The sequence below is a fragment of the Enterobacter cloacae complex sp. SHL009 genome (assembly GCF_049237205.1).
Lineage (GTDB): Bacteria > Pseudomonadota > Gammaproteobacteria > Enterobacterales > Enterobacteriaceae > Enterobacter > Enterobacter cloacae_M.
In genome coordinates, this window is the sequence record NZ_JBMKIW010000009.1 from 126,266 (window position 1) to 144,655 (window position 18,390).

Consider the following 18,390-nt stretch of genomic DNA (forward strand, 5'->3'; position numbering starts at 1 on the left):
TTTATCCTGATGTAGTCGATCGCAAAATTGTTAACGAGCTGGGATTTTAATTAACCCATACGCGACAATTTTTGATTTAAGGCAGCTAATGGCGTATTGATGACACCAATAATGAGGTACGGCTGACGACGGTTTGTTGATTTACGCCGCTATGTTGTGCTTCGGATATGGCAAAATAGCAGGACTATAGATATCAGGGAGTAAAGCTCGTGCTGGATAAACTGCGTTCACGTCTCGTACAATTTGGACCATCAATGCTGAGCGTGCCGGTCAAGCTGGCGCCGTTCGCGCTAAAACGCCAGGTGCTGGAGCAGGTCCTGAGCTGGCAGTTCCGCCAGGCGCTGCAGGACGGCGAGCTGGAATTCCTGGAAGGCCGCTGGTTAAGCATTGAGGTGCGTGACATCGGGCTGCGCTGGTTTACCTCCGTTGAGAATGACCAGCTGATCGTACGCGAATCCGCCGACGCGGACGTAAGCTTTAGCGCCAACGCCAGCGATCTGCTGATGATCGCCGCGCGCAAGCAGGATCCGGATACGCTCTTCTTCCAGCGCCGTCTGGTGATTGAAGGCGACACGGAGCTGGGCCTGTACGTGAAGAATTTAATGGATGCCATTGAGCTGGAGCAGATGCCGAAAGGGCTGCGCGTGATGTTAATGCAAATGGCAGATTTCGTTGAGGCCGGGCTGAAAACCCCGCCGGACGGTAAACACACTTCAGTAGGTGAGCCATGCTGATTCGAGTCGAAATTGGGATTGATGCGCCGGGGATCGATGCGTTGTTACGCCGTGCCTTTGCGAGCGATGCCGAAGCCCAACTGGTCCACGACCTTCGCGAAGACGGCCTGATTACGCTGGGGCTGGTTGCCACCGATGACGAAGGTCAGGTGGTGGGCTATGTTGCCTTCAGTCCGGTCATCGTTCAGGGCGAAGAGCTGCAGTGGGTCGGCATGGCGCCGCTGGCGGTAGATGAAAGCTATCGCGGGCAGGGTCTGGCGCGCCAGCTGGTCTATGAAGGGCTGGATTCGCTCAATGAGTTTGGCTATGCCGCCGTTGTCACGCTGGGCGATCCGGCGTTCTATGGCCGTTTAGGCTTTGAGCAGGCCGCGCATTACGATCTGCGCTGTCGCTGGCCGGGTACGGAATCCGCTTTCCAGGTCCACCGTCTGGCGGACGACGCGCTCAACGGCGTCAACGGCCTGGTCGAGTATCACGACCATTTCAATCGCTTTTAATCAGGCTCTCGCGTAGCGCCTCAAAGGAGCCGTCTCCGGTCACGAGGCGCTCTTTCTGGCGCTTCGTCAGCTGCTTGATGCGGTATTCCAGCCTGAGCGCCAGCGAACGGTCGCCGACGGCCGCTGAGAAGGCGAGCTGTAATTCCCCTTTCCCCCGCAGCGCTTTTGCCCCTTTTCCCGTTTGATGTTGTAAAAAACGCCGCGCCACATCGGTGGTGATCCCGGTGTAGAGTGCGTTATCAGCGGTTCGGACAAGATAGAGAAACCAGCACACGGTAAACGGATTCAGTATGTTAAGGTGAACGCACCATAGCATGAGAGAGAACGAAAATGGAAACACTGGCCGCCATTAACCGCTGGCTGGCAAAGCAGCATGTTGTCACCTGGTGCGTCTATGACGAGGGGGAGATGTGGTGCGCAAATGCATTTTACTACTACGATCCTGAGCGCGTGGCTTTTTATGTCATGAGCGAAGACAAAACGCGGCATGCGCAGATGACCGGCCAGCAGGCAAAGGTGGCGGGGACGGTAAACGGCCAGCCGAAAACGGTCGCGCTGATCCGCGGCGTGCAGTTTAAAGGGGAGATCCGTCGTCTGGATGGTGAAGAGAGCGACGCGCGCCGTAAGCTCTACACGCGACGCTTTCCCGTTGCCGCTGCGCTAAAAGCCCCGGTGTGGGAAATCCGCCTTGATGAGGTGAAATTTACCGACAACACCCTGGGCTTTGGCAAGAAACTGCACTGGTTACGCGCCGAGCAGGCGTAGCGCTTCGCGGTTAAACGCCGGGAGATCGTCCGGGGTCCGGCTGGTGATCAGCTGGTCTTTGTCGTTGACCACCTCCTGATCGTAAAACTCGGCCCCCGCATTTTTCAGATCGATAACGATCGGTTTCACGGCGGTAAGCTTACGCCCGCGGACCACGTCTGCGCTGATGAGCAGCTGCGGGCCGTGGCAGATGGCAAAGACCGGTTTGCCGGTGGAGACAAAGTCCCGGGTGAAGGTCACGAAGCGCTCGTCCCCGCGCAGGGAATCCGGGGAATGGCCGCCGGGTAACAGCAGAGCGTCGAAATCTGAGGGACTCACGTTATCGATGGTCTCATCGATGGTTACGGTCGCCTCGCCCTTATGGCCTGTCACCGTTTTACCCGCCTCTTTCTCAATGGTGATGACCTCATGTCCCGCCTTGCGGAACGCCTCTGCTGGAGAGGTGAATTCTGAATCTTCAAACTCGTCGGTAATCAAGACTGCGATTTTCTTGCCCATGCTTCCTCCGTTGTTTTGGCTTCAGACTGATTTTTCTCCGCTTGTGGTAAATACTTACCCGTAACAGACTTCTAAGTGTGGTCGACGACGCTGAGTTCGCAAACGGACAATTCTGTAAAGGGGAAAAGATGAGTCAGGTATTGATTACAGGTGCTACCGGGTTAGTGGGCGATCATCTGCTGCGGCTGCTGATTCAGGATCGCCGCGTGAACTATATCGCCGCACCGACGCGTCGACCGCTGGCGGATATATCCGGCGTCTTTAATCCGCACGATCCTCAGCTGACCGACGCGCTGGCGCAGGTGCAGGATCCCATTGATATCGCCTTTTGCTGTCTGGGCACCACGCGGCGGGAGGCGGGCAGCAAAGAGGCATTTATCCACGCCGACTATACACTGGTGGTGGATACCGCGCTCACGGCGAAAAAGCTGGGGGCCAAACATTTTCTGGTGGTCAGCGCGCTGGGCGCCAGTGCCGGATCGCCTTTCTTCTACAACAAGGTGAAGGGCAAGATGGAGGATGCGCTGATTGCGCAGAAATGGGAGCAGCTGACGATTGTGCGCCCTTCGATGCTGATCGGCCACCGGGACGAACGCCGGTTTAACGAGTCGATATTTGCCCCGCTGTTTCGCATTCTTCCCGGCAACTGGAAATCCATCGAGGCACGGGACGTCGCGCGCGCGATGTTAAAAGAGGGGCTGGCCCCGTCGAAAGCGGGCGTAAACATTATCCCTTCGGCAAAACTGCGTGAAATCGCGCAGGGCGAGGCGTAAACTCCCCCGGCTAATAACCTAATACTCTCCGGGGAATGCTATGACTGGTCAGTCTTCATCTCAGGCGGCAACACCTGTTCAGTGGTGGAAGCCCGCACTCTTCTTTCTCGTGGTCATTGTTGGCCTCTGGTACGTGAAATGGCAGCCGTACTACGGCAAAGCCTTCACCGCCGCCGAAACGCACAGCATCGGTAAATCTATTCTCGCTCAGGCTGAATCCAGCCCGCTTCGGGCGGCGTGGGACTACGCCATGGTCTACTTCCTTGCCGTCTGGAAGGCCGCCGTCTTAGGCGTGATCCTGGGGTCACTGATTCAGGTGCTTATCCCGCGCTACTGGCTGGTGAAAACCCTCGGGCAGCCGCGCTTTCAGGGCACGCTGCTGGGGACGATTTTCTCTCTGCCGGGCATGATGTGTTCCTGCTGCGCCGCGCCCGTGGCCGCAGGGATGCGCCGTCAGCGCGTGTCGATGGGCGGCGCGCTGGCGTTCTGGATGGGGAACCCGCTGCTTAACCCGGCAACGCTGGTGTTTATGGGCTTTGTGCTGGGCTGGCATTTTGCGTTCATCCGTCTGGTCGCCGGGCTACTGACCGTACTGGTGGTGGCGACGCTGGTGCAAAAACTGGTGAAGGATACTGCCGCAGAACCCGCAGCCGTTGAGCTGGACGTCAGCGAGCCGCAGGGGGAATTCTTTGTGCGCTGGGGCAGGGCGCTATGGCAGCTTTTCTGGAGCACCATCCCGGTCTATATCCTGGCGGTACTGGTTCTGGGGGCGGCGCGCGTCTGGCTCTTCCCGCATGCGGATGGCGCTATCGACAACACGCTGATGTGGGTCATTGCGATGGCCGTTGCAGGCTGTCTGTTTGTGATCCCAACGGCGGCGGAGATCCCGATTGTTCAGACCATGATGCTGGCCGGTATGGGCACTGCGCCGGCGCTGGCGCTGCTGATTACGCTGCCGGCGATCAGCCTGCCGTCGCTTATCATGCTGCGTAAGTCGTTCCCGGCCAAAGCGCTGTGGCTGACCGCAGGGCTGGTGGCGTTGAGCGGGGTGATGGTGGGCAGTATTGCGTTGATGTAAAAAAAGCCCGGTGGCGCTAGCGCTTACCGGGCCTACAAAAAAATCCCCTCAAGCGAGGGGATTTTTTTATTTGATGTAAGTAAACGCGGTGGTGACGTGCTTCACGCCGCTCACCCGGCTGGCGATATCGGCCGCCGCTTTCCCTTCACGTTCGGTCACCAGACCCAGCAGGAACACTTCGCCGTTTTCAGTCGTCACTTTCACGTTGGATGATTTCACCTGGTCCGAGCCCAGCAGCTGGGAACGCACTTTGGTGGTGATCCAGGTATCAGAAGAGGCGTCACCCAGGCCAATTGGCTTGCCCTGGCGCACTTCGTTAAACACCTCTGTGGTCCCTTCGACGCCCATCGCAATCTGTTTCGCACGCGAGGCGAGCTCCATATTCGGCGCCTGGCCTGCCAGCAGCACTTTGCCCTGATAAGCCGTCACGTTGATACGCGCCTCTTTCTTGATTTGTTCGTCTTTCGACAGCGCGCTGTTGACGCGCAGCTCCAGCGTACCGTCATCTACCTGCGTCCCCACAGAGCGCGGATCGGTCGCTGCTTTGGTACCCACTGCAGCGGTGCCCACAACGGCCGCAGCGATACATCCCTGAAGCAGTAATGCAGACATAAGGACTGCGAGGGTCGATAAAGCCTTCATAAGAACTCCTTAATCATCCTGGTGAGGGAAAAGCGTGTTATCGATCAAATCACATAAGCAGTTCACCGTGAGCATATGCATCTCCTGAATACGCGCGCTCCGGTGAGAAGGAATGCGGATTTCCACATCCTGCGGCCCGAGCAGACCCGCCAGCTCACCCCCGTCATAGCCGGTTAAGGCCACGATAGTCATGTCGCGGGTGACGGCGGCTTCAACGGCTTTGACAATATCCCGGCTATTGCCGCGCGTGGAGATGGCCAGCAGCACATCTCCGGCGTGACCCAGGGCTCGCACCTGCTTTGCATAAATTTCGTCATGCAGACGATCGTTAGCAATCGCCGTTAAGACCACATTATCGGTGTTAAGTGCAATGGCGGGTAAACTCGGGCGTTCTGTTTCAAAGCGATTGATCATGCTGGCAGCAAAATGCTGTGCGTTGGCGGCTGACGTGCCGTTGCCACAACAGAGGATTTTGTTGCCATTAAGCAGGGATTGTACCAGCGTCATTGCGGCACGCGAGATAGCATCCGGAAGGGCTTCCGCCGCGGCAATCTGAGTCTGGATGCTTTCTGTGAAGCACACTTTAATTCTTTCGAGCACGTTATCCCTTTTAAATCTTAATTATGCGTCTTCGCCAAAAGCGTTTTTAAGCCATTCGATCTCATTTCCGGTGAAGGCTATCACATCGAACCGGCAATCCACAGTATCAAAGCTCCCATTATGGCGGGCAAGCCACAAGTGGGCAGTCTGTAATAATTTATGTTGTTTGGGGAGCGTCACGCTGGCGGCAGCACCGCCAAAACGGGAGGACTGTCGAAAGCGGACTTCTACAAACACGATGACCTGACCGTCTTTCATGATCAGGTCGATTTCGCCGCCGCGCCCGCGGACGTTAGCGGCGATAAAGCGCAGTCCTTTGCCTTCAAGCCAGCGACGCGCCTTTAACTCCCACGCATCGCCGGTCTCTTTACGGCTTAACTGGCCGGGACGATTTGCCCCTGCTGGTATTTGAGCCATGATAACTTCCTGTTGATCACGCAGTCCTGAGTCGCGGTCAGATCGCCGGTGTTGCCGTTAAGCTCAAAGCCCGGCACCTGACGCATCTGGGTAAAGTGGTTCGCCAGCGCCCAGGCATCGACACCCATCGCATACAGACGCGCCAGTGAATAATCGTTACGTACGGTACTCAGCGCCTGCTGCATCAGCGCCGGGTTGCTGCCTGCCAGCATCGGGATTTCGCTGTACTGCAGACCATCCATTTCCAGACGGAAATCCGGGCCTGCGGTGCCCTGCGCGCTGCGCGAGCTGGCGTAGAGCGTTGCGCCGCTCTGGCTGCCGTTACGCATCGCGATCATCGGTTTGATAAAGGCGATCTCCTGCGGCGTGGCAACGATATAGGCCGCATCTACTTTACCGCCACCGCTAATCTGCGCATCGGTAGGTGGGGCAGGGATCGTCAGGCCGCCAATCGTCACGCTCTGCTGCTGCGGCAGGCTTGCGGTGACCGGGCTACCGTTAAGCGCGATACCCGCCCCGCCGTTGACGCCCGCGCGCAGTTCAGAGACGGAACCGAATTTCTGCTGCAGCACCACGCCGCCGCCGAGCTTCTGCCACTCATCGGCAAAGGCATTGGCCACGCGATCGCCCAGCGCGCTGCGTGGGATGAGCAGCAGCGGAGCCTGCTTACCCTGCTCGTGAATATGGCGCGCCGCATCGCGGGCTTCATCTTCAGGGGAAAGCGCGAAGTAGCAAATATTGGATCGGTTCTGAACCTGCTCAGGCTGGTTGAGCGCCAGCACGTTCAGCGTGGTATTGCTCTTCATCAGCTCTTCCACGTTGTTTTTCAGCAGCGGACCGACAACGATGCTCGCCCCGTCCTGTTGAACCTGCGCCAGAACCTGATCAAGCGGCTGCGAGCTGGTGTCGTAAATTTTCAACTCAGCGCCCGGGTTGGCGCTGGTGGTTGCCACGGCCTGCGGCTGCGCAGCAGGTTGGGCCGCGGGTTGTGCAGGCTGCGGTTGAGGCTGTTCTGCCGTTGCGTCAGGCGCTGGCGCCGCTTGCGTCTCGGCCGGAACCTGGGTAGCGGGTGCTGTAGTAGCCGGGGCTGCCGCAGCCGGTGCAGCTGTAGTCGGAGGCGTCGTCGGGGCCGTCACCGGGTTTTGCATCGTACCCTGCGCCGGCGCTTGCGCCGTGGTCAGGTCGCTGGTCTCCGCTGCGGACGGGCTGACCACATCATTCACGTTAGCCGCCTGGGCCGCCTGCGCGGGAACCGCGCTGCCGGTTACCGAGGTGGTACCGTTTTTCGCGGCTTCAAAGCCCTGCTGAATAGTACGGCCAAACACCGCCGCCTGGCCGTTGAGCGGCAGAAGCAGAGCGATTTTGCTGGTGGACGCTGGCTTAAAGTTTTGCACGTTCACCAGTTGGGTTGGCAGCATTTTCGCACCCGGGTTTTGCGGGTAGCGCGTCTGCCAGTCCGTAATACCGGCTTTCAGCATCTTTGGATCGCTGCGGTTGTTAAACCACATCTGCTGCAGATCCAGCCAGCCCTGAAGGACGTTTTCATCGGCGTTGATGACCAGCGCCTGCGCCTGTTCCTGGGTCATCGAGGCAAGCGCTTGCCAGGTGGCATCGATATTTTTCTGCTTGTCGGCACCGCCGAGCAGCGGCTCTTGCGCGACGAGGGCGCGGAGCAGCGTCAGGGAAGGGCGCCCCTGCTCCGCGGTAATGCCCGCCTGCCAGAAGCGAGCCTGCTGATTTTTATCCAGCGCGCTCACGTCAATATCCCCGAGGATCTTCTTCGCGGCGGCGTAATCTTTCAGCGCGACCTTCAGCTCGGCAGAGAGCAGGCTCTGCTCACGACGCTGGGCGTCGTTAAGATCTTTTGGCAACTGGTTAAACAGTTCGGCTGCCTGCTGGGTTTTACCCTCTTTCAGCAGTGCACGAATGGCGAGTAATTGCCAGTTGGTCTTGGTATCATTTGAACTCTGCGACATTTGTTGCAGATAAAAGCCAGAATCAGCCTGAGCAGAACCCTGAAGATGGGCGGTGCTCTGGTCAGGTGCCTGGGTGCCACAGCCTGCAAAGATCAGGGCTGCCAGCAGAAGCGGCACGCTGCGCGTGGCTTTTTTTCGAAGAAACGTTAACGGTACCATACTGTATCCAGTGATTTTTTTTACGCAATGCTCAATATTAAATCGGCAATACGGACGAAACAATGAAACAACACGAAACGGCAGATAATTCTCAAGGCCAGCTTTATATTGTACCTACTCCTATCGGGAATTTGTCTGATATTACCCAACGTGCGCTCACCGTACTGCAAGCTGTTGATTTAATTGCTGCTGAAGATACCCGCCACACCGGCTTGCTGCTGCAACATTTCGCGATTAATGCCCGTTTGTTTGCTCTGCACGATCACAATGAGCAACAAAAAGCCGAAACGCTGGTGGCGAAGCTGAAAGAGGGGCAGAACATTGCCCTGGTCTCCGATGCCGGTACGCCGCTGATCAACGATCCCGGCTATCACCTGGTGCGTACCTGTCGTGAAGCCGGTATTCGCGTTGTGCCGCTGCCGGGGCCGTGCGCTGCCATTGCTGCGCTGAGCGCGGCGGGTCTGCCGTCTGACCGTTTCTGCTATGAAGGCTTCCTGCCTGCTAAATCCAAAGGCCGCCGTGACGTGTTAAAAGATCTGGAAGCGGAACCGCGCACCCTGATTTTCTACGAATCCACGCACCGCCTTCTGGAGAGCCTGGAAGATATGGTGACCGTGTGGGGAGAAGCCCGCTACGTGGTGCTGGCGCGCGAGCTGACCAAAACCTGGGAAACCATTCACGGCGCCCCAGTGGGTGAACTGCTGGCGTGGGTGAAGGAAGACGAAAACCGCCGCAAGGGCGAAATGGTGCTGATTGTCGAAGGGCATAAGGCGCAGGAAGACGCGCTACCAGCCGACGCGCTGCGCACGCTGGCGCTGCTGCAGGCGGAACTGCCGCTGAAGAAGGCCGCTGCGCTGGCGGCGGAAATTCACGGCGTGAAGAAAAATGCGCTGTATAAGCATGCGCTGGAGCAGCAGGGGGAGTAAGCCCCTGCCGCCTGTTTTGCCGGGTGGCGGCTGCGCCTAACCCGGCCTGCAGATCGTTATGCGTCTTTTAGCTAACTGGCACCGCCTCAAACACCAGCGTTTCCAGCGGCTGCAGCGTAATCACCACCGCGTTTTTATACTCCTCCGGTACGGTTGAATTACTGCCGTACACCGCTTTCAGACGAAACTGCGCCGCGTTCCCTGTCGGGATTTCAAAATCTTTTGTTAAATCCAGGTAGTAGCTTTGCGGCTTATCCGACGGGTTACGCAAGCCGAGAATCGCTTTGTCCTTGCTCCAGGATGCCCAGCCGTAAACCTGCAGCGCGGTTGGATCGCCACCAATCCAGTGGGTATCCACCAGCACGCCGGCGTTTTCCCGCGACCACTTCGCGGCCCGCGCCAGGGTGTCCCACTTCGCCTTATTCAGCATTGAAGGGGTGATATACAGCTCCTGCAGCTGGGTTCCGGTGGCGAAGTAGCTCCAGACCTGATCGGCAAAGTCGCTGTCCGTTTGCACCTTCTCCAGCCCGTAATAGGCGTTTTCCGCGCTAACGATCCCGTGGTACATCAGCGAGTTCAACGGGAACAGCGGCCCTTTGCGAACAATGGAGCGGTACGTTTCCGCATCGCGGTAGGTCATCCACTGCTGCACCGGCGTGCCGGGACCGTACAGGTTGATGTCATCGCCCTGGCGCCAGATGGAATCAGCGTAGAACAGCCAGGACGGGCTGGCGTTGGTACCTGTCGTCAGGTTAATAAACAGATTCGGGTTGGCGCTGCGCATGTTGTGCAGCAGAGCGATAGAGGCGTCAAAATCCGAGGCGAACGGGCTGCCCTTAATATGCGAATTGGCATTACCCATCCCGTCCAGCTTGAACGAGGTAATGTGCTCGTTTTTAATTAGCTTAACGATCTGCTCATTGAAGTTTTTAAAATAGTTTGGGCCTGACAGCGCCAGCTTCCCGTCTACCGTTTCGAAACCGTACTCTTTTGCATGCGAGACGCGAGTGTCGCGCGGTTTGTTATATCCACCCCACGGCGAGAGCCACAGTCCAACGGAGCTGTGCATGCTGTCGGCTTTTTCCCGAACTTTGCTAAAACCGTTGCTGAATGCCGGGCCAAACAGCCAGCGTCCGGTCAGGTCATCCCAGCCATCGTCAAGCAGGAACGCATCCAGCGCCACGCCGCGCCCGGTGATAAATTCCTTATTCCATTCATCCATCCGCCCCAGCACGTCCTGCTCGGAGTACGGGGTAAAGAAGCCGATATCCATCCAGCTGTTGTAGTGTAAATAAGGCTTATACGGACGCGGGCGGACGGCATCAATAAACTGGTTTACGCTGCGGCGCAGCTGGCTGATCTCCGGGAAGGTGCCGAACCAGGTGGTAAAGCTGACCGGCGACTCTGGCTGAATCGGCGTTTTCAGCTCTACGTTGAGATTGGTGGTCGCTTCATAGGCGTAAGTGTTAACGATGGGCTTGTCCGGCAGAATAAAGAACGAGTCTGCGACGATCGGCGAGCTGTTAATCGCCCCGTCTACGTAAGGTGCCTGAGCCTGCTTTTTGGTCGGGAAGAAGGTAATTTTTGCCACGTCTCGCGGCTGACCAACGGCGGCAACGGTGTAGTCGATGCTGGCGTATTTCCCCTTCACCAGGTTCAGCTTCACCGTTACGTTAAAGTCCGGATGGGTGAAATCGATGACCAAGCCGCTGTCCTGCTTTTCGACATGCTTGATTTTAAAATCAGCGGTGTGGATTTTCGTCTCGTCCGGCAGCGTCAGAAAGAACAGCTCCTGCGGCGTGAGCGGATGGTTAGCCCTGGTGTCCTTAACCACTACCGTTGAGTTTGCATCATCAAATGACAGAGCAATATTGTCGTTACCGAGCGCGTAGTTCGCGGCCACCGCGCTATGGGAAACGCACATGGCCAGCACTGAGAGTGCGAGGATTTTTTTCATCAGCGTAAGCTCCTTTTTAATCAGGCTTCTGCCGGAAGCAGCAATCGGTTTGCCGAGCCGCAAACGGCGATCTTGCTTCTGACCACCTCTTTCATGGCGTCCATGCCGACCCGCATATAGAAGCGCGGATCGTTGCCCTGCGGGTTTTCGGCAAACCAGGCCTTAACCGCGTCAGAGAAAGCAATTTTCAGCTCGGTCGCCACGTTGACTTTGCACACGCCCAGCTCGATGGTGCGGCGAACAAACTCATCCGGCACATCGCTCGCGCCGTGCAGCACCAGCGGCACGGTGACCACTTCGCGAATTTCCGCCAGCCGCTGGAAGTCGATTTTCGGGCGTTTGGTATACAGGCCGTGGGCGGTGCCGATGGCGACGGCGAGGCTGTCAACGCCGGTCAGTTCGACGAAGCGTTTCGCCTCCTGCGGATCGGTGAGGAATGCGCTTTCCGCGTCCACGCTCATGTCATCTTCCATGCCGCCCAGACGGCCCAGCTCGGCCTCGACGCTGCAGTCGTTGAGGTGGCAGAAATCGACCACCGACTTCACCAGCTTCACGTTTTGTTCAAACGGGTAGTGGCTGCCGTCGATCATCGCGCTGCGCACGCCCGCGTTGACCTTGCGGCGAATATCGTCCAGCGATTCGTGGTGATCGAGGTGCAGCGCCAGCGGCATGTCGTAGGTGTGGGAGTAGGCGCTGCACAGGGCGTAGATCTCTTCCAGCGCAATATGCTTAAAGGTGCCCGGCGTGCCCGCGAGGATCACCGGCGATCGCATTTCGCTGCACGCTTCGAGGATCGCCTGGATCGTCTCCGCGTTGTGGATGTTGAACGCCGGAACGGCGTAGCCTTTTGCCTGCGCGTCCTGCAGAAGATATTTCGTCGAGATAATACTCATAATCAGATCCTCTTAAGCCTGCCACGGATGAATAACGACGCCCTGCACCACGCGGTTGACCGTCCCGCTGGCCGATGGCGTATCGGGCGTAATGCCTGTGCTAAGCGACTGGGTGAGCGCAAAGACCTGGGCATACATCAGGAAGCAGAACGCCTGTTCCATATCGATAAACGGACGTGAAGGCGGCAGCAGAATGTGCGGACCCGCTTCAATGACCGGATCGTTTTCAGCGGCGATGGCGACGACGCGCAGGGCCTGGCGATCGCGGCGCAGTTCGGCCAGCAGATCCAGATCGTACTGACGCGTATATGGATGGCTGGAGATGAACACCACCACCAGCGTTTCATTGTCGACCAGCGACTTCGGCCCGTGACGGAAGCCCGTAGGAGAGTCGTAAAATGCAGCCAGCTTGCCCGCCGTCAGCTCCAGCACCTTCAGCGCCGATTCGCGCGCCGCGCCCTGCAGGCCGCCGCTTCCCAGATACACGATCCGTTTCCACGGTTCGCTGCCAAAGACGCCGTGGCTGAAATCCCCGAGCGAGGCGAGGATCGCCTGACAGCGATCGGCGACGTCGCGGAAGGTGTGGCTATTGATCGTTTCCGGGGCGAACACGGCCAGACAGCTCGCCATCATGGTGGTGATGCTGCTGGTCATCGCGAACCCGCGATCGTGCGTTTCGGCAGGCATCAGCAGGGCAAAGGCGTTATCGCTGTCGACGGCGTTCTGGTACAGGCTCCCCGCCTCGTTGCAGGTAATGGACAGGTGGTAGCACTCCGGCACGAACTGGTTTGCCAGCTCAACGGCCGCGACGCTTTCCGGACTGTTGCCGGAGCGGGCAAACGAAACCAGCAGCAGCGGGTGCCCAGGGCTGAAGTAGTCCATCGGGTTCGTGACCAGATCGGTTGTCGGGACGGCGGTGAAGTTTTTCCCGGTGTGGCTTGAAAGCCATGGCGCAATGATATCGCCGATAAAGGCGGACGTACCCGCGCCGGTCAGGACGATCCGCAGATCGCGCTTGCGCAGCAGCGGCGTCAGGAAACTGTCGATCGAAGCACGCAGGTTATCGATGTTGTTGAGCGAGCGGATCCAGCTGGCAGGCTGCTGGCGGATCTCTTCCTCGGTCCAGGTGCCGGTTGCGGTGGCGGTAGTGGTTTGTTGCATAACTCAGTCCTTAGTCGTGTGAATTCCACATCAGACGCTGGCAATCGTGTCGCTATCTTTCGTTTCGTTTCACTTGTTCACTTAAGCAGTTAAATAAAATCTATAGAAAAGAAATCGAAACTTCAATGAAAGAAAAGAAATAAAACGAAAAGTGTGATCGTGAAAGGAAAGGGAAAATTTAAGGAAAGGAAAAGAAAGGCCTTACGGTTTCAGGCCGTAAAGCCAAAAGGAGACACAATGAAAGGGCTAAAGGGGGAGAGCCTGGCCCTGAATCCAGATCCGCTGGAGGTGTAAACCCCCGTCCAGCGCAATAATATTGGCGCGTTTGCCCGGGGCTAAGGATCCAAGCTGATCGTCAACGTCCAGCAGCCGGGCAGGGTGCAGCGAGGCCATATGGATCGCCTCTTCGGCTGTTACGCCCGCATACACCACCATATTCCTGACCGCGGCATCCAGCGACAGCGTACTGCCCGCCAGCCCGCCGGAGCCGGTTCGAACCACGCCGTTTTGCATCGTGACCTCTTCACCGCACAGGGTATACCGACCGTCCGGCATACCTGCCGCCTGCATGGCATCGGTAATCAGCACCACGCGATCCTGAGCGCAGCAGCAGCATAAACGCATCGCTCCCGGATGGACGTGGTGGCCGTCGGCAATCAGCTCCAGCCACGCCCGTTTGTCCGTCAGCCCTGCGCCGACCATGCCGGGCTCTCTGTGGTGCAAACCCGTCATACCGTTGTAGCAGTGCACCAGCCCGTCGGCACCCGCATCAAACGCGGCGAGAGTTTGCCGGTACGTAGCAGCGCTGTGGCCCAGCATGACGCGGATACCGCGCTGTTTAAGATGATGAATCGCCTGCAGCGCGCCGGGTTTTTCCGGCGCGAGCGCCACCACCCGTAGCGTGCCCTGTGAAACGTCAATCAGCCTGTCCAGCTCGGCGATATCCAGCTCCCGGAACAGCTCGGGCGGATGCGCCCCTTTGTTCTGGGGCGTAAAGTACGGTCCTTCCAGATAACTGCCCAGGATCTGCGCGCCGGGGCCGCCGGACTGACTGCGCCGGGCGATACGCATCAGTGCGCTGTGGATGGCTTCCATCGGCGCGGTCACGGTGGTGGGCAGAAATGCGCCCACGCCTTCACGCGCTTTATGCATCGCCAGAGTGTCCAGCACGTCAGGCGCATCATCCATGACGTCCACGCCCGCGCCGCCGTGGACGTGCGTATCGATATACGCCGGGCAAAGCAGCTCCGCATCGCGCGCCGTAACGCCCGCCGGGATGGGTTCAATCGCCGCAACCGCGCCGCTTTCAATGCGTAGCTGGTGGTCGTCCAGCCAGCCCTGTTCGGTAAGGATCCGTCGCGCGCGCAGCAGCTGGCTCATATCCCTTCCTCAGCCGGAGCTTCCTCGCGACAGCGCCCCAGCTCGTCGACCAGGCTCGTCAGGCCGCGGTGCCCGCACTCCAGCGCCTGCAGACGAAACGCCTCGCTGCTTAATCCGTCGCGCTCCAGCACCATCTCCAGCAGCAGCTGCAGGTTGGTGCCGGTGATGACTTCACTGCCCGGCCATTGCATGGCGAGCGTCGATGCCACGCGAAACGGCGTGCCGCCGAGCAGGTCGGTGAGAAACACAATATCGTGCTCTGCATCGAGTTCACTCACTGCCTGCTCAAGCTGAGCGGTCAGCCGCGCGGTGGTGGAGGTTTCCGGAAAATCGATGGCAATAAACTGCGGCTGTTCGCCCAGGATCTGCTTCATCGCCTGCTCAAGTCCGCTGGCAAAACCGCCGTGACCCGTCAAAATAATGCCTAACATCGCGACCTCTTTGCTTTTACAGGAAGTGACAGAATTTACCGACAACGCCCAGCAGCACGGTGATACCGATCAGCCGCAGCGGGCTCCAGCCGCGGCGTACCAGCCAGAACATGGTCAGGGTGTAGACCAGCGGCAGGAACGCGGGCATCAGCTTGTCGATGACGTCGGCCTGCAGTTTGACGACCGCATCACCCGCCTTGATTTCGAGCGTGGTATTGAGGCGGACGTAGGTTGCCACCAGCGCGCCAATCACCGTCATCCCGACGATAGACGCCGCGTGGCCGACCTTTTTGGTGTTGGCTTTAATCAGCGGAATGGCCGCGACGCCCATCCGGTAAGCGTAGTGCGCCAGGCCAAAGCGCAGGCCGAGGTGTACCACGTTAAACAGCACGATAAAGACCACCGCGCCCAGAATCGAACCCTGCAGCGCCAGGCTGGCACCAATACCGCCGCAGATGGGCAGCAGGGTCAGCCAGAACATGGCGTCGCCAATACCGCCAAGCGGCGCGCCGACGGCAATTTTGGTGCTCTGGATGCTGTTCACATCCTGCTTGGATCGCTCCATCGCCAGAATGATGCCGATAACAAAGGTCACCAGGAACGGGTGGGTGTTAAAGAAGCCCATATGCCCTTTCATCGCCCGCGCCAGGTCCCGCTTGTTGGTGTGGATCTTTTTCAACGCGGGCAGCAGCCCGTACAGCCAGCCGGAGGCCTGCATACGTTCGTAGTTAAACGAGGCCTGCAGCAGCATGGAACGCCAGGCCACGCGGTTGATATCCTTTTTCGTCAGCTCGGCACCGATGTTCTGGTCTTCGTAGACGTTTTCATTCACGCCGGTCAGCAGCGTCTCTTCGCTTTCAGTCACGCCCGGCAGGGTGGTGTGGTTAGATGCCATCTTCGAATTCCTCTTTCTGAGCGGCGGGAACCGTCGGTTCAGGTGATTTACGCATCAGGTCGATCAGCGCCATGGCCAGCGCGGCCGCCGCAATCGCCAGCACCGGAAGCTTGAGCCAGGCGGCGGCGACAAAACCGATAATGAAGTAAGGGATGTAGACGTTTTTCATCATGATCTTCAGCAGCACGGCGAAGCCGATGGCTGGCATGATGCCGCCCGCGACGCCGAGGCCGTCAATCAGACGCGCTGGCAGAACGTCAATGGCGGTTTTCGCATGTTCCGCACCGAAGTAGATTGGCAGGAACGCGCACAGAAAATAGAAGATGCCGAGCGCCAGCAGCGCAAGATAGTTAACCCGTTCAATTCCGTTGGTGTCTGCATTGGCCGCCATGCGATCGCAGCGCGACATGACGCCGGACATCACCGAGAAGAGGAACGTAATCCCCATCTGCACCGCAACGGCAAACGGCACGGCGACGCCAACCGCGACTTCTGGCTTCACGCCGGTGCTGATGGCAAACGCGGTCCCCACGATGGTGCCGATAATGACGTTAGGCGGCTGGGCACCGGCGAGCGGGGCCAGCCCCATCCAGACCAGCTCTAACGTACCGCCGGTCAAAATGCCGGTGTGCAGATCGCCCAGAATCAGGCCGACCAGCGGCCCGAGCACCACCGGGCGGTGCATGTGCGTTAACCCGTTAAACATATCCAGACCGGCGATAAAGGCGAGTATGCCCAACCCCAGCGCCTGCAACAGACTGATTTCCATTGTGAATCCCTCAGAGCAGTTTAAAGAGATCCAAAGCAGTTTCTGTTGGAACGCCCTGAACGAAGCATTCCACACCGGCCGCTTTCAGGCCGTTGAACGCGTCAATATCGTTCGCGTCGACAGAGACCGTTTTGGCAATTTGTTGTTTGCCACTGGCGTAGTGCATATTTCCGACGTTAATACGGGTGATGGGTACGCCACCCTCGACCAGCTTCAGAAAATCGGCAGGTGATTTGCAGACCAGCAGGATTTTCTGGCGGTCAGCGGCGCGGTGAATGTTGTCGATGACCTTTTGCAGCGACCAGAAGCGCACGGCGATCCCTTCCGCGAGCACCATTTCCATCAGGTTCTGTTGAACCGGATCCTCAGCGACCTCGTCATTAGCGACCAGCACCAGGTTTGCCCCCGCAAACCCCACCCACTGCACGCCCACCTGACCGTGGATCAGGCGTTCGTCGATGCGGCATAAGACAATGTTTGGCATAGCGTTTTCCTCTTTTTTAATTATGCGTCTTGAGTCGTTACGCCTTCGCAGGCGGCGTGATACTGCTGGAGTATGTCCTGAATGTGGTCGATGATGAGTTCCCGTGGCGTTGACTTGAGAGCGCCCTCGCGAACTTTGCTGTACTGCAGCGGCAGGTACTGGCTGATCAGCGGCAGGGGAACAGGCTCGTCTGCCAGGTTACGCACCAGCCGTGCAAAGGCGTCGTCGATCTGGCTGTCCGGCCAGTAGTAGCGCACGCGGTCAGAGTAGCTGTAGCCGCGCGCCAGGCGACGCGCGTTGCCGTCACCGTGGTAATGGCTTTGCCAGTATTCCGGGCGGTCGAGCATGACGTTTTCCAGCACGTGACGCAGGCCGGAGCTGGCTTTTGCCGGCAGCAGCTCCTCTTCAATGGCGGCCAGCGAGAACAGCGCCTCGCGCAGGGCGAAGGTCAGGGCGGGGCCAACTTTCAGAATGGCAAAGTGATCGTTAACCAGCTGGCGCAGCGCCTGCGGCGTCTGGTAGTCGGTGGAGTGCGCTTCAAACACCAGCGTATCGTAGGCTTCAACCATTTTGCTCAGGGCCACGGCTTTCTGCGGCTGATAGTCGCAGACGTGCGCGTGGTCGAACTCCACGCCAGGCTGGACCACCAGGCCAATAATGCGTGGCCAGATGTCGCTTAAGCCTTCCTTTTCGAACGCGTGGCGGTGCGCTTCAAGCGTGGCGCGGGCCGCGTCCGGCGTGGTGACGGCAAGTTCGGTGAGCGTCTCGTGCGCGCCGCCGGGAACCGGCACTTCCGTGCCGATAACGTAGACCAGATCGGATTCACCAAACTGCTCGCGACAGGTCGCTTCGGCAATCTTCGCCAGGCGTGCGGCGCGTCCGGCGACGAGCTCGTCGGTCAGGGGAACCGGGTCGTCCTCGCAGGACATGCTGCAGTCCAGGTGGATCTTTTTGAATCCGGCGGAAACATAGCTTTTGATCAGATCGTCAGCATTTGCCATCGCCTGTTCCGCAGGGAGATTTTGCCAGCGGTTAGGGCCCAGATGATCGCCGCCGAGGATCAGCTGTGACGTCGGAAAACCGAGCGACTCGGCCAGCCGGCAGACAAACGCGTGAAAATCCGCAGGCGTCATGCCGGTATAGCCGCCAAATTGATCCACCTGGTTGGAGGTCGCCTCGATCAGCAGCGGCGTCTGATGCGAATGCGCGTAACGAATGGCAGCTTCAAGTACCAGCGGATGTGCGGAGCAGACGGCATAGATCCCGTTCGAATTCCCTCGTTTATGTTGTTCCACCATTTCTGTCAGATGTTTCACTTTCCTCTCCATTTCGGATGGTAATGACACTTGTCTTTC

General features: G+C 58.5%; 21 protein-coding genes. 6 read left to right on the forward strand and 15 right to left on the reverse strand.

The window, feature by feature from the left end; translation table 11 throughout:
* The first annotated feature begins 209 nt into the window (after positions 1 to 209).
* On the forward strand, positions 210 to 734 hold the full coding sequence (ubiT, locus tag ACOTZC_RS18990; RefSeq protein WP_126303132.1) for a ubiquinone anaerobic biosynthesis accessory factor UbiT: 525 nt from the start codon (positions 210 to 212) through the stop codon (positions 732 to 734).
* Complete coding sequence (locus ACOTZC_RS18995) at positions 728 to 1,231, forward strand: GNAT family N-acetyltransferase (protein ID WP_023309324.1); 504 nt, start codon at positions 728 to 730, stop codon at positions 1,229 to 1,231. Before ubiT ends, ACOTZC_RS18995 begins: the two co-directional genes overlap by 7 nt.
* Here ACOTZC_RS18995 and ACOTZC_RS19000 read toward each other — a convergent pair.
* Complete coding sequence (locus ACOTZC_RS19000) at positions 1,218 to 1,547, reverse strand: GIY-YIG nuclease family protein (RefSeq protein ID WP_023309323.1); 330 nt, start codon at positions 1,545 to 1,547, stop codon at positions 1,218 to 1,220. The two genes, ACOTZC_RS18995 and ACOTZC_RS19000, sit on opposite strands and share 14 nt — an antisense overlap.
* A 14-nt stretch (positions 1,548 to 1,561) precedes the next feature.
* Between ACOTZC_RS19000 and ACOTZC_RS19005 the strand changes: the two genes are divergently transcribed.
* Positions 1,562 to 1,996 carry a YhbP family protein gene (locus ACOTZC_RS19005; protein ID WP_126303131.1) on the forward strand — a complete coding sequence of 145 codons (435 nt, stop codon included), beginning with the start codon at positions 1,562 to 1,564 and terminating at the stop codon, positions 1,994 to 1,996.
* Here the strand turns inward: ACOTZC_RS19005 and ACOTZC_RS19010 are convergent.
* Positions 1,976 to 2,494, reverse strand: coding sequence for a type 1 glutamine amidotransferase domain-containing protein (locus ACOTZC_RS19010; RefSeq protein ID WP_023309321.1), 519 nt, complete (start codon positions 2,492 to 2,494; stop codon positions 1,976 to 1,978). The genes ACOTZC_RS19005 and ACOTZC_RS19010 overlap by 21 nt on opposite strands.
* Positions 2,495 to 2,622: 128 nt before the next feature.
* Here ACOTZC_RS19010 and ACOTZC_RS19015 point away from each other — a divergent pair, with 128 nt between their 5' ends.
* Both ACOTZC_RS19015 and ACOTZC_RS19020 read left to right on the forward strand, forming a co-directional pair.
* The gene (locus tag ACOTZC_RS19015) at positions 2,623 to 3,267 is read left to right on the forward strand and encodes an NAD(P)H-binding protein (protein ID WP_023309320.1); all 645 of its coding nucleotides are present in this window, start codon (positions 2,623 to 2,625) and stop codon (positions 3,265 to 3,267) included.
* A 40-nt stretch (positions 3,268 to 3,307) separates the two neighbouring features.
* Positions 3,308 to 4,345 carry a permease gene (locus ACOTZC_RS19020; protein ID WP_126303130.1) on the forward strand — a complete coding sequence of 346 codons (1,038 nt, stop codon included), beginning with the start codon at positions 3,308 to 3,310 and terminating at the stop codon, positions 4,343 to 4,345.
* A 66-nt stretch (positions 4,346 to 4,411) separates the two neighbouring features.
* On the opposite strand, the gene dolP is transcribed toward ACOTZC_RS19020, so the two are convergent.
* Genes dolP through ACOTZC_RS19040 form a run of 4 tightly spaced genes read right to left on the reverse strand, consistent with a single transcriptional unit; the run spans position 4,412 to position 8,139 of the window.
* Entirely contained in the window at positions 4,412 to 4,987 is a 576-nt protein-coding gene (gene dolP / locus ACOTZC_RS19025; protein ID WP_023616279.1) for a division/outer membrane stress-associated lipid-binding lipoprotein, read from the reverse strand.
* A gap of 9 nt (positions 4,988 to 4,996) precedes the next feature.
* Positions 4,997 to 5,587 carry a DnaA initiator-associating protein DiaA gene (diaA, locus tag ACOTZC_RS19030; protein ID WP_003861754.1) on the reverse strand — a complete coding sequence of 197 codons (591 nt, stop codon included), beginning with the start codon at positions 5,585 to 5,587 and terminating at the stop codon, positions 4,997 to 4,999.
* 21 nt (positions 5,588 to 5,608) lie between these two features.
* Positions 5,609 to 6,004, reverse strand: a complete 396-nt coding sequence (locus tag ACOTZC_RS19035) for a YraN family protein (protein ID WP_126303129.1) — start codon at positions 6,002 to 6,004, stop codon at positions 5,609 to 5,611.
* On the reverse strand, positions 5,962 to 8,139 hold the full coding sequence (locus ACOTZC_RS19040) for a penicillin-binding protein activator (protein WP_421635949.1): 2,178 nt from the start codon (positions 8,137 to 8,139) through the stop codon (positions 5,962 to 5,964). Before ACOTZC_RS19040 ends, ACOTZC_RS19035 begins: the two co-directional genes overlap by 43 nt.
* A gap of 62 nt (positions 8,140 to 8,201) precedes the next feature.
* Between ACOTZC_RS19040 and rsmI the strand changes: the two genes are divergently transcribed.
* Positions 8,202 to 9,065, forward strand: a complete 864-nt coding sequence (gene rsmI / locus ACOTZC_RS19045) for a 16S rRNA (cytidine(1402)-2'-O)-methyltransferase (RefSeq protein WP_023309315.1) — start codon at positions 8,202 to 8,204, stop codon at positions 9,063 to 9,065.
* 67 nt (positions 9,066 to 9,132) lie between these two features.
* Here rsmI and ACOTZC_RS19050 read toward each other — a convergent pair whose 3' ends face one another.
* From ACOTZC_RS19050 to kbaZ, 9 genes are all read right to left on the reverse strand, one after another.
* Positions 9,133 to 11,022, reverse strand: coding sequence for an enterotoxin (locus tag ACOTZC_RS19050; protein ID WP_196350415.1), 1,890 nt, complete (start codon positions 11,020 to 11,022; stop codon positions 9,133 to 9,135).
* Between the two features lie 20 nt (positions 11,023 to 11,042).
* Positions 11,043 to 11,915: a tagatose-bisphosphate aldolase subunit KbaY gene (gene kbaY / locus ACOTZC_RS19055; RefSeq protein ID WP_023309313.1), complete on the reverse strand. Its 873-nt coding sequence runs from the start codon at positions 11,913 to 11,915 to the stop codon at positions 11,043 to 11,045.
* 12 nt (positions 11,916 to 11,927) lie between these two features.
* Entirely contained in the window at positions 11,928 to 13,076 is a 1,149-nt protein-coding gene (locus tag ACOTZC_RS19060) for an SIS domain-containing protein (RefSeq protein WP_045403491.1), read from the reverse strand.
* 246 nt (positions 13,077 to 13,322) lie between these two features.
* Complete coding sequence (gene nagA / locus ACOTZC_RS19065; protein ID WP_248162912.1) at positions 13,323 to 14,456, reverse strand: N-acetylglucosamine-6-phosphate deacetylase; 1,134 nt, start codon at positions 14,454 to 14,456, stop codon at positions 13,323 to 13,325.
* Positions 14,453 to 14,887: a PTS galactosamine/N-acetylgalactosamine transporter subunit IIA gene (gene agaF / locus ACOTZC_RS19070; RefSeq protein ID WP_421635950.1), complete on the reverse strand. Its 435-nt coding sequence runs from the start codon at positions 14,885 to 14,887 to the stop codon at positions 14,453 to 14,455. Before agaF ends, nagA begins: the two co-directional genes overlap by 4 nt.
* A 16-nt stretch (positions 14,888 to 14,903) precedes the next feature.
* Positions 14,904 to 15,782 carry a PTS N-acetylgalactosamine transporter subunit IID gene (agaE, locus tag ACOTZC_RS19075; RefSeq protein ID WP_047743582.1) on the reverse strand — a complete coding sequence of 293 codons (879 nt, stop codon included), beginning with the start codon at positions 15,780 to 15,782 and terminating at the stop codon, positions 14,904 to 14,906.
* Positions 15,772 to 16,551 (reverse strand): PTS N-acetylgalactosamine transporter subunit IIC, encoded by a 780-nt coding sequence (gene agaW / locus ACOTZC_RS19080; RefSeq protein WP_045403485.1) that lies wholly within the window; start codon positions 16,549 to 16,551, stop codon positions 15,772 to 15,774. Before agaW ends, agaE begins: the two co-directional genes overlap by 11 nt.
* Before the next feature lie 10 nt (positions 16,552 to 16,561).
* A complete protein-coding gene (gene agaV / locus ACOTZC_RS19085; protein ID WP_023309307.1) occupies positions 16,562 to 17,035 on the reverse strand; it encodes a PTS N-acetylgalactosamine transporter subunit IIB in 474 nt (157 codons plus the stop codon).
* Positions 17,036 to 17,055: 20 nt separating this feature from the next.
* Positions 17,056 to 18,351 (reverse strand): tagatose-bisphosphate aldolase subunit KbaZ, encoded by a 1,296-nt coding sequence (gene kbaZ / locus ACOTZC_RS19090; protein ID WP_231106844.1) that lies wholly within the window; start codon positions 18,349 to 18,351, stop codon positions 17,056 to 17,058.
* Between the last annotated feature and the right edge of the window lie 39 nt (positions 18,352 to 18,390).